At 61.9% G+C, this 18,070-nt stretch carries 17 protein-coding genes; 7 read left to right on the top strand and 10 right to left on the bottom strand.

Features of this window, described 5'->3' with window-relative positions; all coding sequences use genetic code 11:
- Nucleotides 1-68: 68 nt before the first annotated feature.
- Nucleotides 69-506: a Z-ring associated ZapG family protein gene (locus tag CRX69_RS09145; protein WP_047228581.1), complete on the top strand. Its 438-nt coding sequence runs from the start codon at nucleotides 69-71 to the stop codon at nucleotides 504-506.
- A 242-nt stretch (nucleotides 507-748) separates the two neighbouring features.
- On the opposite strand, the gene CRX69_RS09140 is transcribed toward CRX69_RS09145, so the two are convergent.
- The 8 genes from CRX69_RS09140 to ehuR form a co-directional block, all read right to left on the bottom strand.
- Nucleotides 749-2,134, bottom strand: coding sequence for an aspartate aminotransferase family protein (locus CRX69_RS09140; RefSeq protein ID WP_107321904.1), 1,386 nt, complete (start codon nucleotides 2,132-2,134; stop codon nucleotides 749-751).
- Entirely contained in the window at nucleotides 2,131-3,618 is a 1,488-nt protein-coding gene (locus CRX69_RS09135) for an NAD-dependent succinate-semialdehyde dehydrogenase (protein ID WP_076383600.1), read from the bottom strand. The genes CRX69_RS09140 and CRX69_RS09135 overlap by 4 nt, the downstream gene beginning before the upstream one ends.
- Nucleotides 3,619-3,747: 129 nt before the next feature.
- Nucleotides 3,748-4,227, bottom strand: a complete 480-nt coding sequence (locus tag CRX69_RS09130; protein WP_076383599.1) for an Lrp/AsnC family transcriptional regulator — start codon at nucleotides 4,225-4,227, stop codon at nucleotides 3,748-3,750.
- Between the two features lie 196 nt (nucleotides 4,228-4,423).
- Nucleotides 4,424-5,425, bottom strand: coding sequence for a N(2)-acetyl-L-2,4-diaminobutanoate deacetylase DoeB (gene doeB, locus CRX69_RS09125; RefSeq protein ID WP_047228585.1), 1,002 nt, complete (start codon nucleotides 5,423-5,425; stop codon nucleotides 4,424-4,426).
- Between the two features lie 3 nt (nucleotides 5,426-5,428).
- Nucleotides 5,429-6,619 (bottom strand): ectoine hydrolase DoeA, encoded by a 1,191-nt coding sequence (gene doeA / locus CRX69_RS09120; RefSeq protein WP_107321903.1) that lies wholly within the window; start codon nucleotides 6,617-6,619, stop codon nucleotides 5,429-5,431.
- A gap of 41 nt (nucleotides 6,620-6,660) precedes the next feature.
- Nucleotides 6,661-7,653 (bottom strand): cyclodeaminase, encoded by a 993-nt coding sequence (locus CRX69_RS09115; protein ID WP_076383598.1) that lies wholly within the window; start codon nucleotides 7,651-7,653, stop codon nucleotides 6,661-6,663.
- Between the two features lie 24 nt (nucleotides 7,654-7,677).
- Nucleotides 7,678-8,649, bottom strand: coding sequence for a hydroxyectoine utilization dehydratase EutB (gene eutB, locus CRX69_RS09110; RefSeq protein WP_047228588.1), 972 nt, complete (start codon nucleotides 8,647-8,649; stop codon nucleotides 7,678-7,680).
- 213 nt (nucleotides 8,650-8,862) lie between these two features.
- The gene (ehuR, locus tag CRX69_RS09105; protein ID WP_047228589.1) at nucleotides 8,863-10,257 is read right to left on the bottom strand and encodes a MocR-like ectoine utilization transcription factor EhuR; all 1,395 of its coding nucleotides are present in this window, start codon (nucleotides 10,255-10,257) and stop codon (nucleotides 8,863-8,865) included.
- 290 nt (nucleotides 10,258-10,547) lie between these two features.
- On the opposite strand from ehuR, the gene ehuB reads away from it, so the two are divergent.
- The 4 genes from ehuB to ehuA all read left to right on the top strand — a co-directional run bounded on the left by ehuB (nucleotide 10,548) and on the right by ehuA (nucleotide 13,653).
- Nucleotides 10,548-11,405 (top strand): ectoine/hydroxyectoine ABC transporter substrate-binding protein EhuB, encoded by an 858-nt coding sequence (gene ehuB, locus CRX69_RS09100; RefSeq protein WP_047228590.1) that lies wholly within the window; start codon nucleotides 10,548-10,550, stop codon nucleotides 11,403-11,405.
- A gap of 66 nt (nucleotides 11,406-11,471) precedes the next feature.
- The gene (gene ehuC / locus CRX69_RS09095; protein WP_047228591.1) at nucleotides 11,472-12,131 is read left to right on the top strand and encodes an ectoine/hydroxyectoine ABC transporter permease subunit EhuC; all 660 of its coding nucleotides are present in this window, start codon (nucleotides 11,472-11,474) and stop codon (nucleotides 12,129-12,131) included.
- Nucleotides 12,128-12,784 carry an ectoine/hydroxyectoine ABC transporter permease subunit EhuD gene (gene ehuD, locus CRX69_RS09090; RefSeq protein ID WP_047228592.1) on the top strand — a complete coding sequence of 219 codons (657 nt, stop codon included), beginning with the start codon at nucleotides 12,128-12,130 and terminating at the stop codon, nucleotides 12,782-12,784. The genes ehuC and ehuD overlap by 4 nt, the downstream gene beginning before the upstream one ends.
- A complete protein-coding gene (gene ehuA / locus CRX69_RS09085; protein ID WP_370695169.1) occupies nucleotides 12,784-13,653 on the top strand; it encodes an ectoine/hydroxyectoine ABC transporter ATP-binding protein EhuA in 870 nt (289 codons plus the stop codon). The genes ehuD and ehuA overlap by 1 nt, the downstream gene beginning before the upstream one ends.
- Nucleotides 13,654-13,780: 127 nt before the next feature.
- Here ehuA and CRX69_RS09080 read toward each other — a convergent pair whose 3' ends face one another.
- Both CRX69_RS09080 and CRX69_RS09075 read right to left on the bottom strand, forming a co-directional pair.
- Nucleotides 13,781-14,515, bottom strand: a complete 735-nt coding sequence (locus tag CRX69_RS09080; protein ID WP_076383595.1) for a YiaD family glycine zipper/OmpA-like lipoprotein — start codon at nucleotides 14,513-14,515, stop codon at nucleotides 13,781-13,783.
- 104 nt (nucleotides 14,516-14,619) lie between these two features.
- Nucleotides 14,620-15,795 (bottom strand): aspartate aminotransferase family protein, encoded by a 1,176-nt coding sequence (locus CRX69_RS09075; protein WP_107323245.1) that lies wholly within the window; start codon nucleotides 15,793-15,795, stop codon nucleotides 14,620-14,622.
- Nucleotides 15,796-15,893: 98 nt separating this feature from the next.
- On the opposite strand from CRX69_RS09075, the gene CRX69_RS09070 reads away from it, so the two are divergent.
- Together CRX69_RS09070 and CRX69_RS09065 are read left to right on the top strand one after the other, a co-directional pair.
- Entirely contained in the window at nucleotides 15,894-16,811 is a 918-nt protein-coding gene (locus CRX69_RS09070; RefSeq protein WP_107321902.1) for a LysR family transcriptional regulator, read from the top strand.
- 192 nt (nucleotides 16,812-17,003) lie between these two features.
- The gene (locus CRX69_RS09065; protein ID WP_047228595.1) at nucleotides 17,004-18,017 is read left to right on the top strand and encodes a GGDEF domain-containing protein; all 1,014 of its coding nucleotides are present in this window, start codon (nucleotides 17,004-17,006) and stop codon (nucleotides 18,015-18,017) included.
- Nucleotides 18,018-18,070 lie beyond the last annotated feature (53 nt).

The raw sequence follows: 18,070 nt of genomic DNA, 5'->3' as shown, positions 1-18,070 counted from the left end.
TCTTCGCGGTATACAGCGCAGGTCCGAGCCGTTAACGTAAAGCAAAGCCGTTTATAGAGGAAGGACTCGTGGAACACTCGCTCTTAGTTTGGCTGTTGCCGACTCTTGCCCTGGTTGCCGGTGTCGCCATTGGATTCCTGCTTGCCCGACTGCTGCCCAATGCGGTGCCTAACAGCACGCAACGTCAGCTGGACGACATTCAGGAACGTTTCGACAGTTATCAGAATGAAGTGGTCACTCACTTCAACAGCACCGCTTCTCTGGTGAAAAAACTCACTCAGAGCTACCAGGACGTCCAGGATCATTTGTCCGAGGGTGCCAATCGCCTGGCCCTCGACGAGCAGACTCGCCAACGCCTGCTGGCCGCCCTGCATGCTGATGCGGCGCAGACACCACGGGAACGCCTGACCCCACCAAAAGAGGTCCAGGAACCACCCCGGGACTACGCCCCCAAGGCCCCAAATTCACCCGGCATGCTCGATGAGCATTACGGTTTGAAGAAGTAAACTCCAAGCGACACCCAAAAGCCCGCCCGATCGCATGATCGGGCGGGCTTTTTTTTGACTCCGACGCCTTGTGGGAGCGAGCCTGCTCGCGATGTCGGCGGCACGTCCAGCATCACCGTTTCAGACACACCGCTTTCGCGAGCAGGCTCGCTCCCACAGTTTTGATTGGGGTGTTCACAAAGTCTGTGCCCGCACCCATCTCCTGTGGGAGCTGGTGTCACAGGTTCTGCGCCACCCTGCCCTCACCCCAACACTTCACCCGCCACCTGATCGATAGCCCCTTTGGTGATGTCGACGATCAGGTCCGCCTCTTCGCGGGTCAGGATCAGCGGCGGGGCGAAGCCCAGGATGTCGCCGTGGGGCATGGCGCGGGCGATCATGCCGCGTTCCAGGCAAGCGGCCGAGACCCTGGGGCCGACTTTCAGCGCCGGATCAAAAGCGCTGCGCTGCTCGCGATCAGCCATGAACTCCACCGCCGCAAGCATGCCATCACCGCGCACTTCACCCACCAGCGGATGGCCTTCGAGGCTTTCACGCAGCCGGCGGTTCAGGTAGCCGCCGACATCCTCGGCGTTGGCGGTGAGGTTTTCCCGCTCGAGAATGTCGAGGTTGGCCAGTGCCGCCGCCGCGCAGATCGGATGTCCTGAATAGGTCCAGCCGTGCCCCATGGCGCCTTCGGTCTGGGAGGCTTTTTCAATCACACTCCAGACCTTTTCCCCGATGATCACCGCCGACAACGGTGCATACGCGCTGGTCAGGCCTTTGGCGGTGGTGATCAGGTCCGGCTTCATGCCGTAGCGCTGGCTGCCCATCTTCGAGCCCAGGCGACCGAAGGCGCAGACCACTTCATCGGCAATCAGCAACACGTCATACTTTTTCAGCACCGCCTGGATCGCGTCCCAATAACCGGCCGGCGGAACAATGATCCCGCCCGTGCCCATCAAAGGCTCACCAATGAACGCCGCCACGGTGTCCGGCCCTTCAGCCAGGATCATTTTTTCCAGCTCATCGGCGCAGTAGCGTACGAACGTGCCTTCGTCCATGCCCGCCGGGGCCTTGCGATACCAATGGGGGCACACGGTGTGCTTGACCCCTTCCACCGGCAGGTCGAAATGCTGGTGGAAGGTCGCCAGCCCAGTCAGGCTGCCGGTCATGATGCCCGAACCATGGTAGCCACGATCGCGAGAGATGATTTTCTTCTTCTGCGGCCGGCCCAGCACGTTGTTGTAGTAACGCACCAGTTTGACCTGGGTTTCGTTGGCATCGGAACCGGACAGGCCGTAGTAGACCTTTTTCATCCCTTCCGGTGCCCAGTCCATGATGCGACTGGACAGTTCGATGATCGCCTCGCTCGAGTGGCCGACGTAGGTGTGGTAGTAGGCCAGTTCCTTGGCCTGCTTGTAGATGGCATCGGCCACTTCGGTGCGGCCGTAGCCGATGTTCACGCAGTAGAGGCCGGCAAAGGCGTCGATGAAGTCACGGCCTTCATGGTCGCGAATGCGGATGCCCGCTGCGCTCTTGATGATCCGGCCCTTGAGCGCACCGCTGGCGTGGTCATGGGCGTGGGTCGAGGGGTGCATGAAATGCGCACGGTCTTGTTCGAACAGCGTGTTGAATTCCTGGCTCATGCGGATTCTCCTGGGAACTGGCCTTGATGGTGCAGGCAAAAGTATTTGGTTTCGACGAAGGGCTCGAAGCCCTCGCTGCCACCCTCGCGACCAAGGCCCGAGGCTTTCATGCCACCGAAGGGGATCGGATGGCCGGTGAACTTGACGCCGTTGACCGCGACCATGGCGTGGTCGAGACGGCGAATCAGTGGATAAATGAGGTCCAGGCGGTTGGAGCAAATATAGGCTGCCAGACCGTATTCGGTGTCGTTGGCCATTTCGATGGCTTCATCCAGGGTGTCGAACGGCATCACCCCGGCGATGGGCGCGAAATTTTCTTCGCGGTAGATACGCATTTGCGGCGTGACATCGGCCAGCACCGTTGGCTGGTAGAACAACCCGCCCAAGGCATGGGCTTCGCCACCGACCAGGCGCTGGGCGCCAAGGGCCAGCGCATCGGCGACCCGGTCGGCAGTTACGTCGAATGCCGCCTGGTGCATCAACGGGCCAATATCCACATCCTGCTCCTGCTGATCGACCATGGCCGGGCCGACCCGCAACGCCCGAACCGCCGCGGCGAAACGGCTGAGGAACGCCTGATAAACCGGGCGCTGGACCATGATCCGGTTCGCCGCGCAGCAATCCTGGCCCGAGGTCTGGAACTTCGCCTCCACGGCGACTTTTACCGCCAGCGCCAGGTCAGCATCGGCGCAGACAATGAACGGCGCGTTGCCGCCCAACTCCAGGGCGACTTTCTTCACATCATGGGCGGCGGCTTGCAGCACCAGTTTGCCGACCCGAGTCGAGCCGGTGAAACTCACTGAGCGGACACGGCGATCCTTGACCAGGGTTTCCATGGTCATCTGCGGCTCACCCAACACCACGTTGAAGACCCCGGCGGGAAATCCCGCTTCCTCGGCCAGTTGCGCCAAGGCCAAAGCCGAGTACGGCGTTTCGTGGGCCGGTTTGATGACCACGGTGCAACCGGCAGCCAGGGCAGCGGCGGCCTTGCGGGTGATCATCGCCGACGGAAAATTCCACGGCGTGAGCAGCGCGCAGACGCCCACCGGTTCCTTGAGGGTGCCCAGGTGGGCGTTGGGAATGTGGCTGGGGATATTCTGCCCGTACAAGCGCCGGGCTTCTTCGGCGAACCAGGGAATGAAGCTTGCGGCATAGGCGATTTCGCCGCGGGATTCGGCCAGGGATTTGCCCTGCTCCAGGCTGAGGATGCGCGCCAGGTCTTCACTGTGTTCGACGATCAACGCCGCCCAGCGTCGTAGAATCTCGCCCCGGGCATCCAGGCTCTGTTCACGCCACGCGGGGAATGCTTGCTGGGCCGCGTCCACCGCCGCGACAATCTGCGGCTGATCGAGCATCGGCACATGGCCGATCACCGTGCGGGTGGCGGGGTTGTGCACGGCAATGCTCTGGCCGCTGTCGCTGTGGACCCACTGGCCGTCGATGTAGCAAAGCGCTTTGAACAGCAGCGGATGTTGATAAGTCATGACGTTCACTCCAGACCGTGTGCGTGAAACCATGCTAGGGCAGCGGCACTTGGATAATCGGGTGTTTGCCGTAGGTCATTGCTTGGTTTTTTCTGAAACAAGGGGCTGTAAAAGTGATTTCTGCGGTGCTCAGGTTGACGGTGCCAGCTCCGCCGGCAAGGCGCCGCCGGTCTTGATGGTTTTGGTGACGATGTAGGTGAAATAGCGCTCGATGCCGAGGTCTTCGAGCAGCAGTTGATCGACAAAGCGCTGGTAGTGATCGATATCCGGAGACTGGATCATCGCCAGGTAATCCACCCCGCCGCCGGTGGCGTAACAGAACGCGACTTGCGGGGCGGTGGCCATGCGCTGCTCGAAGCGACGCATGTCCTGGGCGGTGTGTCGGGCCAGGGTGATTTCCACTAGCACCTGTTGACGCTTGAACACCGCGCCCCAGTCGATCTGCGCCCGATAGCCGGTGATCAGCCCTGCCATTTCCAGCTTGCGCACCCGCTCCCAGGCCGGCGTCACCGAAAGGTTGATCGCCTCGGCCAGACTCGACTTGGTGATCCGTCCATCCTCCGCGAGGATCTGCAGGATCTTGAGGTCATAGCGGTCGAGCTTGTGCATGGGCCGGGCTCCCGGTGATTAAAAACTCAAGGCATACATCAATTGTGGCGAGGGGATTTATCCCCGCTGGGTTGCGAAGCAGCCCCCAAGTTACTGACTCAATCTGTCTGCCATACCGAAGTGTCAGGTTGTAGGGTCGCTGCGCAACCCAGCGGGGGATAAATCCCCTCGCCACAAGTTCAGTGCCCAACCCGACTCACGCCAACACATCCGCAATCACTGCCAAGGTATCGCCACATCGCACCAGCCCCGGAAAGTGCCGGGCCGCCAGCAGTCCGCTGCGGGCGGCGCGGTATTCGATGGGGGCGACGCCGCTGCGGGTGGCGTCGTAAATACGCGCCACCACCTCGCCCAGGGTCACGTGTTCTCCCAGGTCGCGGCACATTTCCAGCAGGCCGTCGTGTTCGCTGGCGATGAAGCAACTGGCATCGGGCATGTCGAGCATCATCGATGGCTGTAGCTCGATTTCGCCGCGCAGGATGCCGGCGTGGATCAGCAGATTGCGTACGCCGCGCTCGGCAATCGCCACGCTGCGGGCCGTCGATGAGCCGCCACCGCCCAGTTCGGTGGTGACAAACACCTTGCCCTGGGATTCGGCGGCAGTGTCGTACATCGCCCCGGCGTCCAGTTCCAGCATGCGCATGCAATACGGCGCATTGAACGCCAGCATCCCCGCCTCGCAACGGGCCTGTTGCTGCTTGTCCGGCAACACGTGGCAGGCGGCGAACGGCAGGAAGTCCAGGGTCCGGCCACCGGAGTGGATGTCCAGGACGATGTCGGCCAAAGGCAGCAACGTACGGTTGAAATAGTCAGCGATTTTCTCAGTGACGGTACCGTCCGGCTTGCCGGGAAAACTGCGGTTGAGATTGCCCTTGTCGATGGGCGAAGTCCGGCGTGCGGCATGGAACGCCGGGGTGTTCATGAACGGCACGATAATCACCCTTCCGCTCACCTCTTGCGCGGTCAACCGTTGTGCCAGCTTGCTCAGGGCTACCGGGCCTTCGTACTCATCGCCGTGGTTGCCACCACTGAGCAACGCCGTCGGGCCGCTGCCGCGCTGGATCACGGTGATGGGAATCATCACCGCGCCCCAGGCCGAATCGTCTCGCGAATACGGCAGTTTGAGGAAACCGTGCTGTACGCCCTCGCGGGTGAAATCGACCGTGGCGCTGATGGGATTGGCAGGCAAGTCAGTCATGGCTCAATCCTTCACGAACAATTGACGAGGCACGTTGCACAGCATCTCGACGCCGGTTTCGGTGATCAGGATGCTTTCGGTGATTTCCAGGCCCCAATCGTCCATCCACAATCCCGGCATGAAGTGGAACGTCATGCCCGGCTGCAACACGCTGGTGTCACCGGGGCGCAGGCTCATGGTGCGCTCGCCCCAATCCGGTGGGTAACTGATACCGATCGGGTAGCCGCAACGGCTGTCCTTGTGGATGCCGAACTTCTCCAGCACTTTGAAAAACGCCACGGCGATGTCGCCCGTGGTGTTGCCCGGCTTGGCCGCGTCCAGGCCGGCGGCGATGCCCTCGACCACGGCTTTTTCGCCGTCGAGAAAATGCTGCGGCGGCTTGCCCAGGTAGATGGTGCGTGACAGCGGGCAGTGGTAACGCTTGTAGCAACCGGCAATCTCGAAAAAAGTCCCGGCGCCCTTCTCGAACGGCGAGTCGTCCCAGGTCAGGTGCGGCGCGCTGGCGTCGGCACCAGTGGGCAGCAAGGGCACGATGGCCGGGTAATCGCCGCCATGACCATCGGCCCCAAGGATGCCGCTGCTGTAGATCTCGGCCACCAGTTCGTTCTTGCGCATACCCGGCTCGATCCGCTCCAGAATCCGAGCGTGCATGTTCTCGACGATGCGCGCGGCGATGCGCATGTAGGCGATTTCCTGGGGGGACTTAACCGCCCGCTGCCAGTTCACCAGGCCCACCGCGTCCACCAGTTTGGCCTGCGGCAAATGTTTTTGCAGCGACAGGTATGCGGCGGCGCTGAAGTAGTAGTTGTCCATCTCCACGCCGATGGTCAGCGCGCCCCAGCCACGAGCGCTGATCACTTCCCGGGACAGGTAGTCCATGGGATGGCGTTCGCGCGACTGCACGTAGATGTCCGGGTAGCCGACGATATTCTCGGCCTGCATGAACACCGTGCGTTTGGCACCGTTGGCATCCTGGCCGCGACCGAACCACACGGGCTCGCCGTCCAGCGCCAGCAGCACGCACTGGTGTACGTAGAACGACCAACCGTCGTAGCCGGTGAGCCAGGCCATGTTCGACGGATCGGTGACCAGCAACAGCTCCAGGCCCTGAACCTGCATGGCCACACGGACCTTCGCCAGGCGCTGGGCGTATTCCTCCCGCTGGAACGGAAGATTGACGACTATCTCTGACATCCACCTGCCCTCTGATCAATGACGCACGAATAAAAGATCGGTCAACGACCGAATGGGAAACCCTTGCCTGCCGCCCGCGCCCGCTCAAAGGCCAGGTTGGCGATGGCGGTGTCCTGGGCGCCGGTGCCGGTGAGGTCGCACAAGGTGACTTGCGCCTCATCGGTCCGCCCGGCCCGCTGCCCCGCCAGTACCTGGCCCAGCTCCAGCAACGCCGACTCATCGCCGACGACACCGGCCGCCAGGGCGTGATGCAATTCGCCGAGTACGCGGGTCTGGCTCAGGCGATCAGCGACGTAGCAGTCGACTGCCGCCAGGGCTTGCGGACAAATCTCGTTCTTGTGCTCCGCGTCCGAGCCCATCGCCGTGATATGCAGGCCGGGATGCAGATGCCGGGACTCGATCAGCGGCTCACGACTGGGTGTGCAGGTAATGGCGATGTCCACACCTTCCAGCGCGGCGTCGAGCGTTGCGCACGGTGTCACCGAAAGCCCCGTCTCACGTGCCAGTTCGGCACTGAAGGCCTGGGCCTTTTGGGCATCGCGAGCCCAGACCCGCACCTCCTCGATGGGCCGCACCAGACGCAGTGCCTGAAGCTGCAACGCGGCCTGCTCGCCAGCGCCGATCAACGCGACACTGCGGCTCTGCGGGCGGGACAGGCAGCGCGCCGCCACCGCCCCGGCCGCGGCCGTGCGCACGGCAGTGAGGTAGCCGTTGTCGAGTAACAGCGCCTCGAGCAAACCGGTGCGCGCCGACAACAGCATCATCATGCCGTTGAGGCTGGGCAGGCCGAGTTTCGGATTATCGAAAAAGCCTGGGCTGACTTTGATCGCAAACCGCTCCAGACCCGGCAGGTAAGCGGTCTTCACATCCACCTCACCGTTATGTTCGGGGATGTCCAGCCGCAGGATCGGCGGCATCGCCACGGCTGCCGTTGCCAGCAGCACAAAGGCCTGCTCGATGGCGTCGATGCTGGGCAAGTCGAGGGCCACGCAACTGCGCAGATCCGCTTCGCTCAATAGGGTGACTTCACTCATGGCTGGCTCCGTTGCGGCTGAAGGTTATTGAGGGGCCCCGGCGATCACGCGGGCATGTTGTTCGGTGTCGACGTTGCGCCCGCTGATCACCAGCACAATGGGGCCGCGCGGTTCGATCAGGCCGTCGAGCAAAGCGGCAATACCCACCACGGCAGCGCCCTCAAGCACCAGGCGTTCCTCGTGATAGGCGTGGCGCAAGGCATTGGCGATGGAAGCTTCTGAAAGCAGGTGCAGGTCATCGCTCAGTTGCCGGGTCATGTCGAAGGTGTAGCGGTTGTCCAGGCCGATGCCGCCGCCGAGGGAGTCCGCCAGAGTGGGCAACTCCTCGACTTCCACCGGATGCCCGGCGGCGAGGCTGGCGCCCATGGCGGCGCCTCGGGCCATGCTGATGCCATGCACCTGAATCGCCGGATTCGCACTTTTGAGCGCCAGCGCCACGCCGGCGAACAGGCCGCCACCGGACAACGGCACCAGCACCTGGGCCACATCCGGCTGTTGTTCGAGGATCTCCAGGCCGAGGGTGCCCTGGCCGGCGATGATCGCTGGATGGTCGAAGGGCGGCAGAAAGGTCGCACCCTGCTCTCTGGCGATGCGTTCGGCTTCGCGCTGGGCATCGTCCTGGGACTGGCCGACGATGCACACCTGCGCGCCGAGGTCGCGGATCGCCTGGACCTTGTTGGCCGGCACCAGGTTCGACAGGCAGACAATCGCCTTGACGCCTTGTTGCGAAGCGGCATGGGCCAGCGCCCGACCATGATTGCCGGTCGAAGCGGTGACCACGCCGAGGGCCTTTTGCTCGGGGCTGAGCTGGGCCACGGCATTGCTCGCACCACGCAATTTGAAGCTGCCGGTGATTTGCAGGGATTCAAGCTTGAGGTACACCGCCACCCCCATCAGCCGTGACAGGCTGGGGGAATGCTCCATGGGCGTACGCCGCACCAGCGATTCGATGCGCTGGCGAGCGAGGTAGACATCCTGTAGCTGCAACACTGCCATGACCGCGTCCCGAGCTGATGTGTTGGGCGCAGTCTAAGAGGGCTGGATTGTGGTGATGAATGTACTAGGGCAATTTAATCAATGATTGTCCGGCCCCAAATCCTCGACCACTACAAATCCCCTGTGGGAGCGAGCCTGCTCGCGATGGAGACAGTACAGCCACAGTTTCTGTTGGCTGTTACGCCGCTATCGCGAGCAGGCTCGCTCCCACAGTTAAAAATCATGCACCTGCGGATACTGGTCAAACATCTCGCGCATGCCGATCAGCGCATGGCGCATTTCCTCATCGCTGCATTCGGCGCCTACGCATACTCGCACCGCACGAGGTTTGGGGGTGCCGCGCACGGTGAACGGGTCGGGAGAGGTCACGGCGATGTGTTTGTGCCGCAGCGCCCGCACCAGGCTGTCCACCTCCCACCGGGGTGGGATGCCTATCCAGGCATTCAAGGCGTGAGGATGCTGGCCCAGCAGATGCTCGCCCATGTACTCGGTCACCATCGCCTGCCGCCCGGCCAACAGCCGTCGTTGCAGCTGCACCAGCGACTCGGCGCGGCCATCGCGAATCCAGCGGGCGGCGATCTCCGAGACCATGGGCGTGGCCATCCAGCTGTTGACCCGCAGGATGCTCTCGGTGCGTAGCGCCAGGCGCTTGGGCACCACCAGATAACCGATGCGCAGCCCCGTGAGCACCGACTTGGTCATGCTGGTGCAATAGAACGACAGCTCCGGCAGGTAGTGGCTGATGGGCGGCGCACGGCGCTCGTCCAGCAGCGGACCGTATACGTCATCTTCGATGATGTGCACACCAAAGCGCCGGGCAATCTCGGCGATTTCCCGCCGGCGGGTGTCGGGCATCAGGCTGGTGGTGGGGTTGTTCAGGTTCGGCGTGCACACCAGCGCGGTGATGCGCTCGTTGCTGCACATGTCCTCGAAGTGTTCAGGGTCGATGCCATAGCGATCCATCTCCAGGCCCTTGAGGGTGAAACCCAGCACCTGGGAATTGCCGATCACCCCGTGGTCGGTCACCCCTTCGCAGAGCACCACATCATCGGGGCCGGCCAGGGAAGCAAGAGCAAGGAAGATCCCATGGGCTGCGCCGTTGGTGATCAATATGTCGTTGCGATCAACCTTCAACCTCTGGCGGCCGATCCATTGGGCGGCCGCTTCGCGATGGGATTCAAAACCTGCGATCGGACGAAAAGCATGAATCCACGGCTGATCTTCTTCGGTGCTCAATTGAAGGCAGGTGTCGCGCCAGAACTGGTCGTGCTCGCGGGTGTGCATGATTCGCGTGATGGAAAAGTCCACCAGCGCTCGCTCGGGGCTGTCGAGGATGTAGGTCGCGACCCGATCACTCATGCGTCGCGAAACGAAGCTGCCGCGCCCCACTTCACAGCGCACCAGCCCTTGGCGCTCCAGCTCCTTGTAGGCATTAGTAACGGTCTGCACGCTGATGCCCATGGCGTCGGCCACTTGCCGTTGCGGCGGCAGGCGTTGGTCATTGGCCAGGGCGCCCTGCTCGATATCGTCAGCAATGGCCTGTACCAGAATCTTGTATTTGGACTCACCGCTACGGGCCGCGTCCAAGGCTGATTTCCACTTTTCCATGACACTGCAACCCGCGTGTGTTCTGGTGCGCACAGCATCCCGCGGCAACGGCGACAAAGCAATTGTCCTAGTGCAATACAATCGGTGCCGGGGCTTTTGTATGCTCGGTCCAAGGTTGTCATCCAGGCGGGTTCACCACCCCGACAAAAAAGCCGGATCGACCTGTACCGGCGCCGTTCCCGATTCCAGGCCAAGGCCGGATCAGCCGCTGTACGCTTTGCTCTTGTAACACTGCCTCCTACCACAGAGCCGTCAAACGACGGATCCACAAGAAACAGGAGATTTTACCGATGAGCAATTTCCTTCCCGCCACATGCGCGCCCCTGCGTCGGCTCTTAATGACTTGTGCCGTACTTGGCCTGGCTGGCAGCGTTCACGCCGCCACCCTCGATACCGTCAAAAGCAACAGCAGCATCCGGATCGGCTACGCCAACGAAACGCCGTTCGCCTTTACCGAAACCGACGGCACCGTTACCGGTGAATCACCGGAAATCGCCAAGATCATCTTCGCCAAGATGGGCATCAAGCAGGTCAACGGCGTGCTCACCGAATGGGGCTCGCTGATTCCCGGCCTGCGCGCCGGCCGATTCGATGTGATTGCCGCCGGGATGTACATCACGCCGGCGCGCTGCAAGCAGGTATTGTTCACCGATCCGCAATACCAGTTGCCCGATGCCCTGCTCGTGGCCAAGGGCAATCCCAAGCAACTGCACAGCTATGAAGACATCGCCAAACAACCGGACGTGAAGCTGGCAATCATGGCCGGTACGGTGAACCTGGCGTACGCCCGGGATTCCGGGGTCAAGGATGAGCAGATCCTTCAGGTCCCCGACACCACCGCGCAGTTGCAAGCGGTGCGCGCCGGTCGGGCGGACGCTGCCGTCGGCACGCAACTGACCATGAAGGGCCTGGCCAGCAAGGGCGGTGACAAGGTTGAGGCGATGACCGAGTTCAAGGACGACCCGTCGCACATCGGCTACGGCGCCCTCGCCTTCCGCCCCGAAGACAAAGACCTGCGCGATGCCGTCAATGCCGAGCTGAAGAAATGGCTAGGCTCTGAAGAACACCTCAAGGCCGTTGCGCCGTTCGGTTTCGACAAGTCCAACGTGACCAGCAAAACCGCGGCCGAGCTCTGCGCTCAGCCATAGCCGAAACGGGCATGACGCGCAGTGCGTGATGCCTGTTCCCTGCTTCATCGGATATCGGGTTGAACCATGGGCGAATTACTTCCGTTATTAATTCAAGGGGCCTGGGTCACGCTTCAGGTGACCTTTCTCGGCTCGCTGCTGGCGATCGTCGCCGCGGTCCTGGCGGCCTTGGGGCGACTGTCACCGTGGCGAGCGCTGCGCTGGTTTTCCATCACCTACATCGAAGTGTTTCGTGGCACGTCGCTGCTGGTGCAGTTGTTCTGGTTGTTCTTCGTGCTGCCACTGCCGCCGTTCAACGTTGAGTTGAGCCCCTATGCTGTGGCGATTGTCGGCCTGGGCCTGCACATCGGCGCTTATGGTGCCGAAGTCATGCGCGGCGCCATCAGCTCGGTGGCCAAGGGGCAATACGAAGCGTGCACGGCGCTGAATTTCAGCGGCTTCAAGCGCTTCAAGCGGATCATCCTGCCCCAGGCCCTGCTGGCGGCGATCCCACCGGGCACCAACCTGCTGATCGAATTGCTGAAGAACACGTCACTGGTGTCGTTGATCACGTTGTCCGACCTGAGCTTCCGCGCGCGGCAGCTGGATCAGGCAACCTTCCAGACCCTGGAGATCTTCAGCCTGGCGCTGGTGATGTATTTCATCCTCGCCCAGGCCATTAACCTGGGTATGCGCCATGTCGAACGACGACTGAGCCGGGGCCGGATGCGTGGAGGTCTGTCATGACCCTGTTCGACTGGTCCTACGCCGCACAGATCCTGCCGGACTTGCTGCGCGCCTCGCTCAATACGGTGGGCATCACCCTGATCGGCTTTCTGATTGCGATTGTCCTGGGGCTGTTCCTGGCAATTGGTCGGCGCAGCCGAAAAGTCTGGCTGTCATGGCCGGCCACCGCCGTGATCGAGTTCATCCGCAGTACGCCGCTGCTGATCCAGGTGTATTTCCTCTATTACGTGCTGCCTAACTACGGCTTGAGCCTGACGGCCATGCAAGTGGGGATTCTGGGCATCGGCCTGCACTACGCCTGCTACATCGCCGAGGTCTATCGCAGCGGCCTCGACGCGGTGCCGCGGGCGCAGTGGGAAGCGGTGACGGCGTTGAACATCGCTCCGTACAACGCTTACCGCAACATCATCCTGCCCCAGGCGCTGCGGCCGATCATACCGCCGCTGGGCAATTACCTGGTGGCGATGCTCAAGGACACGCCGGTGCTGTCGGCGATCACCGTGGTGGAAATCATGCAGCAGGCCAAGAACATCGGCTCCGAGCATTTCCGTTACCTGGAGCCGATCACCATGGTCGGCCTGTTCTTCCTCGCCCTGAGCCTCGCCTTGGCCTATCTGGTACGGCGCCTTGAAACGCGCATGGAGCTACGCTAATGACTTTACCCCTGTCCTCGCCCACCGATTTGTCCCGGCGCAGCACGCTGGCGTCGCAGCAGGAGGCCCCGGCCATGCAAGATCAGACACCGTCCCGGCCGATCGTGAGTTTCCAGGACGTGACCAAAAGCTATGGCAGCTTTACGGTGCTCGACCATCTGAACCTGGATGTCGCGCCCGGTGAAAAAGTCGCGATCATCGGCCCCAGCGGCTCGGGCAAGTCCACATTGTTGCGGGTGTTGATGACCCTGGAAGGCATCGACCAGGGCCAGATCCGCATCGAAGATGACTCCCTGACCCACATGCCCAACCGCAACGGCGTGCTGGTGCCGGCCAACGACCGGCACATCCGCCGTGTGCGCGGCAAGATCGGCATGGTGTTCCAGAGCTTCAATCTGTTTCCCCACATGACCGCGCTGCAAAACGTGATCGAGGCGCCGGTGCAGGTGCTGGGCATGAATCCGAAGGAAGCCCGGGAGCGCGCCGCCGATTTACTGGAGCTGGTGGGGCTGGGCAGCAAGCTCGACCATTACCCTTCGCAGTTGTCCGGCGGCCAGCAACAACGGGTGGCGATTGCCCGGGCGCTGGCGATGCGACCCAAGGTGATGCTGTTTGACGAAGTGACCTCGGCACTCGATCCGGAACTGTGTGGCGAAGTGCTGAATGTGATCCGCAAACTGGGGGCCGAGCACAACCTGACCATGCTGATGGTGACCCACCAGATGGGCTTCGCCCGGGAATTCGCCGACCGGGTGTGCTTCTTCTACAAAGGGCAGATCCACGAACAGGGCACTCCGGCGCAGATCTTCGAAAACCCGCAGCAGGAGCGCACGTGCGCGTTCTTGAGTGCGGTGAAAGAGGCTAACTGAACCTATCTACTAAAGTGAACACTGTTGTGGCGAGGGAGCTTGCTCCCTCGCCACAAAGGTCCAAACGCTAGCCGCAAAAAAGGGGGCCCCTGTTTTCAGGGGCCCCCTTTCATTTACCGCCCAGCAGTTATGGGTACTGCTGGTAAGTCTGCCCCTGCTGCGGCGCTGTCTGGTATTGCTGGCCCGGAATGGCCTTGAGGTTGACTTCGACACGGCGGTTTTGCGCGCGGCCATTGACGTCGGCGTTGCTGGCCACCGGATTGTCCGGGCCGGCACCGCGGGCCGTCAGGTTGGCGCCACTGACACCTTGGGACGTCAGGTAGGTCGCCACGCTCTGTGCACGACGTTGCGACAGATCCATGTTGTGCTGGCGGCTGCCGGTGCTGTCGGTATAACCCACGATTTCGATCTGGTTCTGGTTGAACTCCTTGAGGGAGTTGGCCAGGTTGTTCAGCGGCTGGTAGAAACTGGATGCGATGTTCGCCGAGTCGGTGGCGAAGGTGATGTTGCCCGGCATGATCAGTTTGATCTGGTCGCCCTGGCGCTGCACTTCAACGCCGGTATTGGCCATGCTGGCACGCAGTTTCTTTTCCTGCTGGTCGGCGTAGTAACCGTAGCCGGCCGCGGAAGCCCCCACGACCGCAGCGCCGATCAATGCACCCTTGCCACGGTTATCGTGACCGATGGCCGCACCGGCCAACGCACCGGCCAGGGCACCGAGGCCGCCGTACTTGGCAGTCTTGCTCATGCCGGAGGACTCTGTGGAGGCCTGCCCCTGGTTGTCATAAGGATTAGGCGACGCGCAGCCGGACAGCAGGGCCACAGCGGTTGCGACAACAATCAAGCGACGCGAGGTGAACATGAAGGTGCTCCTGGTATTTTAATTCTGAAGTGCCAGTATCGACTCTGGCTGGCGTTGGAACACGGCAATTGGCAAAAATTCCGTCCAGCCGTGTCGCACTTGCCTTAATCCTGCGCCAGGCACCGGCTCACCCCCCTGACGATCATCTCCACTTCCCGCCCATCAATGGTCAACGGGGGCAGCAGGCGGATGGTCTTGCCGCGAGTGACATTGATCAGCAGAGCGTGGTCACGTGCGGCACAAAGGCTCAGGTCGCGGACCGGTTGCTTGAGTTCGACGCCGATCATCAAGCCCTGGCCGCGAATCGCCAGCACGTTCGGGTTGTCCGCCAGTTCGGCCGTCAGCCGGTTGAGCAACTGTTCACCCTGATGCCTGGCGTTGTCCAGCAAACCTTGCTCCTGGATGATGTCCAGCACCGTGCAGCCCACCCGGCAGGCCAGCGGATTACCGCCGAAGGTGCTGCCGTGGCTGCCAGGGGTAAACAGTTCGGCCGCTTTGCCCCGGGCCACGCAGGCGCCGATGGGCACGCCATTGCCCAAGCCCTTGGCCAGGGTCATGACGTCCGGCACGATGCCTTCGTGCTGGAAGGCAAACCATTGGCCGGTGCGGCCGATACCGGTCTGGATCTCGTCGAGCATCAGCAACCAGGCGCGCCGGGTGCACAGTTGACGCAAGGTCTTGAGATAGCCGGGCGGCGCCAGTTGCACACCGCTTTCGCCCTGGATCGGTTCCACCAGTACCGCAACGATGCGCTCGCCATGAACCTGCTGAATATTTTCCAGCGCCGCCAGATCACCGAATGGCACCTTGATGAAATCCCCCGGCAACCGATTGAAGCCCAAGCGCACCGCCGGGCCATCACTGGCGGACAAGGTGCCCAATGTGCGTCCGTGAAACGCATTCTCCATGACCACCACCAGTGGCTGCTCGATACCTTTGTGCCAGCCATAAAGGCGCGCCAGTTTCAGTGCGGTTTCGTTGGCCTCGGCACCAGAGTTGTTAAAAAACACCCGATCCATGGCTGAGAGCTGAGTGAGTTTTTTCGCCAACCGTTGCTGCCAGTCGATGCCGTACAGGTTGGAGGTGTGCAGCAGCAGGCCAGCCTGCTCGCTGATAGCCTCCACCAGTCGAGGGTGGGAATGGCCGACGTTGGTCACAGCCACGCCCGCCACCGCATCCAGGTACTCGCGACCGTCCTGATCCCACAGGCGCGTACCCAACCCATGGGTGAAATTCAGCGCCAGGGGTTGGTAGGTGGTCATCAGGCAGGCGGCGGTCATGGCTTCAAGCTCCATCAGGTGGTTTTTTCCAGTATGGTTAGCCACCCTTGCTGGATAAACGCTACATTCCTTCAATCATTTTAAAGCCAGGCTTGATAATGGATCTTTTTCAGGCAATGACGGTTTACGTCAAAGTGGTGGAAACCGGGAGCCTGACAGCGGCGGCCCAGGCGTGCGAAATGTCCACCACCATGGTGGGTAATCACCTTCGCGCACTGGAAGAACGTCTTGGCGTGCGCCTGATCAACCGTACGACGCGGCGCCAGCGCCTGACGGAATTCGGCTCTTCCTATTACCAGCGCTGCCTGGAAGTACTCGGGCTGGTGGCCGACTCCGAACGACTGGCCGAGCAGACGCAAGGCGAGCCCACCGGCACCTTGCGCATCACCGCGCCACTGACCTTTGGCACCGAGCGCCTTGCCCCGGCGCTGGCCGAATTCAGCCGGCTCCATCCCCAGCTTAAACTCGACGTGGTGCTGACCAACCAACGCCTGGACCTGCTGGATCATGGTTTCGACGTCGCCATCCGTCTCGGCCCCACCGACCCTAAGCTGATCGCCCGACCGTTGATGGACTACACCCTGACCATCTGCGCATCCAGGGCCTACCTGGCGCGCCGCGGCACACCGCAAAAACCCGCTGACCTGGAGCAGCACGACTGCCTGTCCTTCGCCTATTCCGCCGGCGACGAGTGGCGCTTCGCCCAGGATCACTGGCCCATCAACGGGCCGGAAGGTGAAATCAAAGTACCGGTGACTGGGCCGATGCTGATCAACAGCTCCTCAGGACTGCATCGCGCGGCCCTGGCCGGCATGGGCGTGGTGATGCTGCCCGATGCACTGGTGGCGCAAGACCTGGAAGAAGGCCATCTGGTCGCGCTGCTGCAGGACTATCAACTTCCCCACCGGCCAATGAACCTGATGTATGCCCAGGATCGCTATCGGTTGCCCAAACTGCGCAGCTTTGTCGAATTTGCGATGCAGCAATGGGGCAAACCCCAAACCCAACCCGAATGACAAAGTAGGAGCTGACGGGTGCAACGAGGCTGCGATCTTCCCCCCAACGCTTGAGTCCCACACAGACCGTCCACCCCCGGCCCTCGTCAGCACCCCAACAGAGCGTAACCCCGCTAGTGCCACCCCGCCCCATCGGCTACTCTTCTTCCTTGGACGAGCATTTTGATATCAAGGCTGATTGAGGAAACGACGATGGGCGACGCCTCGAACATCGATATGCTGCGCCTCGACCTGTCCGGTCTGGACGAAGGTGTGCTGCACACCATCCTTGAGCTGGTCAGCGATGGCATCTGGGACTGGAACGCCAACACCGGTTTCGTCTACCGCAACCCTGGCTGGTACACGATGCTGGGGTATCCGCCTCACTCACTCGATAACACCGTGCTGACGTGGGAAAGCGTGATCCATCCCGATGACTATCCGCAGGTGATGGCTTTGTTCGACGACCACCTGCAACAACGCTCCCATCACTACCAGGCCGAATACCGCTGTCGCACGCGCGACGGCTCCTGGATGTGGATCGAGGACCGTGGTTATGTGATCGCCCGTAACCCCGACGGCACGGTGGCGCGGATGATCGGCGCCCATCGCAGCATTGACGACAAGAAGCGTCTGTTCGAACAACTGGAACGGCGCAACAAATCGCTGGAAGCCGTTATCCAGGAGCGCACCCTGGAACTGTCCCGGGTCAACCACCAGTTGCAGATCCAGCTCGACGAAAACCGCAGGCTTGCCGAAACCGACGCCCTGACGCGGGTTGCCAACCGCTATCGCCTCGAACAGGCCCTGCCGCTGGCCTGCGAGCGTGCCCAGCGTTTTCGCGAGCCGTTGTCACTGATCGCCATGGACGTCGATGACTTCAAGGACATCAATGATCGTTACGGTCATGCTTTCGGCGACGCAGCGCTGGTGCAAGTGGTGCAAGCCGTTAAACGCTGCGAACGCGACGGCGACTTGCTCGCACGTTGGGGGGGTGATGAATTCATCATGATTTTGCCCAATACCTCCCTCGCCGACGCCTGCCTGATGGCTGAAACCATTCGCCGTAGCCTGTCCGATCTGCTGCCGGTGGGCGATTTCCAGGTCACCATGAGTTTTGGCGTGGTACAGCGGCGTGGGGATGAGCAGCACACGATGCTGCTGGACCGGGCGGACCAGGCGCTGTATCGCTCCAAGGTGGCCGGCAAGAATGTGATCTGCCAATGATGCGTACCTGAACAACAAATGCCGACCAGGCACCGGTTCAACCGTGACAACGC

The organism is Pseudomonas rhizophila, from assembly GCF_003033885.1.
GTDB classification, from domain to species: Bacteria; Pseudomonadota; Gammaproteobacteria; order Pseudomonadales; family Pseudomonadaceae; genus Aquipseudomonas; species Aquipseudomonas rhizophila.
The sequence above is the reverse complement of the archived record's forward strand: the minus strand, read 5'-3'. Positions and strand labels throughout refer to the sequence as shown.

What these genes read in the sequence shown, in the direction of transcription:
- ehuR (WP_047228589.1), bottom strand. Translation starts at nt 10,257, where the DNA reads ATGGAAAAGTGGAAATCAGCCTTGGACGCGGCCCGTAGCGGTGAGTCC.
- CRX69_RS09075 (WP_107323245.1), bottom strand. Translation starts at nt 15,795, where the DNA reads ATGACCGCCGCCTGCCTGATGACCACCTACCAACCCCTGGCGCTGAAT.
- CRX69_RS09065 (WP_047228595.1), top strand. Translation starts at nt 17,004, where the DNA reads ATGGGCGACGCCTCGAACATCGATATGCTGCGCCTCGACCTGTCCGGT.
- doeB (WP_047228585.1), bottom strand. Translation starts at nt 5,425, where the DNA reads ATGACTGACTTGCCTGCCAATCCCATCAGCGCCACGGTCGATTTCACC.
- CRX69_RS09140 (WP_107321904.1), bottom strand. Translation starts at nt 2,134, where the DNA reads ATGAGCCAGGAATTCAACACGCTGTTCGAACAAGACCGTGCGCATTTC.
- CRX69_RS09070 (WP_107321902.1), top strand. Translation starts at nt 15,894, where the DNA reads ATGGATCTTTTTCAGGCAATGACGGTTTACGTCAAAGTGGTGGAAACC.
- ehuB (WP_047228590.1), top strand. Translation starts at nt 10,548, where the DNA reads ATGAGCAATTTCCTTCCCGCCACATGCGCGCCCCTGCGTCGGCTCTTA.
- CRX69_RS09115 (WP_076383598.1), bottom strand. Translation starts at nt 7,653, where the DNA reads ATGAGTGAAGTCACCCTATTGAGCGAAGCGGATCTGCGCAGTTGCGTG.
- CRX69_RS09135 (WP_076383600.1), bottom strand. Translation starts at nt 3,618, where the DNA reads ATGACTTATCAACATCCGCTGCTGTTCAAAGCGCTTTGCTACATCGAC.
- ehuC (WP_047228591.1), top strand. Translation starts at nt 11,472, where the DNA reads ATGGGCGAATTACTTCCGTTATTAATTCAAGGGGCCTGGGTCACGCTT.
- eutB (WP_047228588.1), bottom strand. Translation starts at nt 8,649, where the DNA reads ATGGCAGTGTTGCAGCTACAGGATGTCTACCTCGCTCGCCAGCGCATC.
- ehuD (WP_047228592.1), top strand. Translation starts at nt 12,128, where the DNA reads ATGACCCTGTTCGACTGGTCCTACGCCGCACAGATCCTGCCGGACTTG.
- doeA (WP_107321903.1), bottom strand. Translation starts at nt 6,619, where the DNA reads ATGTCAGAGATAGTCGTCAATCTTCCGTTCCAGCGGGAGGAATACGCC.
- CRX69_RS09080 (WP_076383595.1), bottom strand. Translation starts at nt 14,515, where the DNA reads ATGTTCACCTCGCGTCGCTTGATTGTTGTCGCAACCGCTGTGGCCCTG.
- ehuA (WP_370695169.1), top strand. Translation starts at nt 12,784, where the DNA reads ATGACTTTACCCCTGTCCTCGCCCACCGATTTGTCCCGGCGCAGCACG.
- CRX69_RS09130 (WP_076383599.1), bottom strand. Translation starts at nt 4,227, where the DNA reads ATGCACAAGCTCGACCGCTATGACCTCAAGATCCTGCAGATCCTCGCG.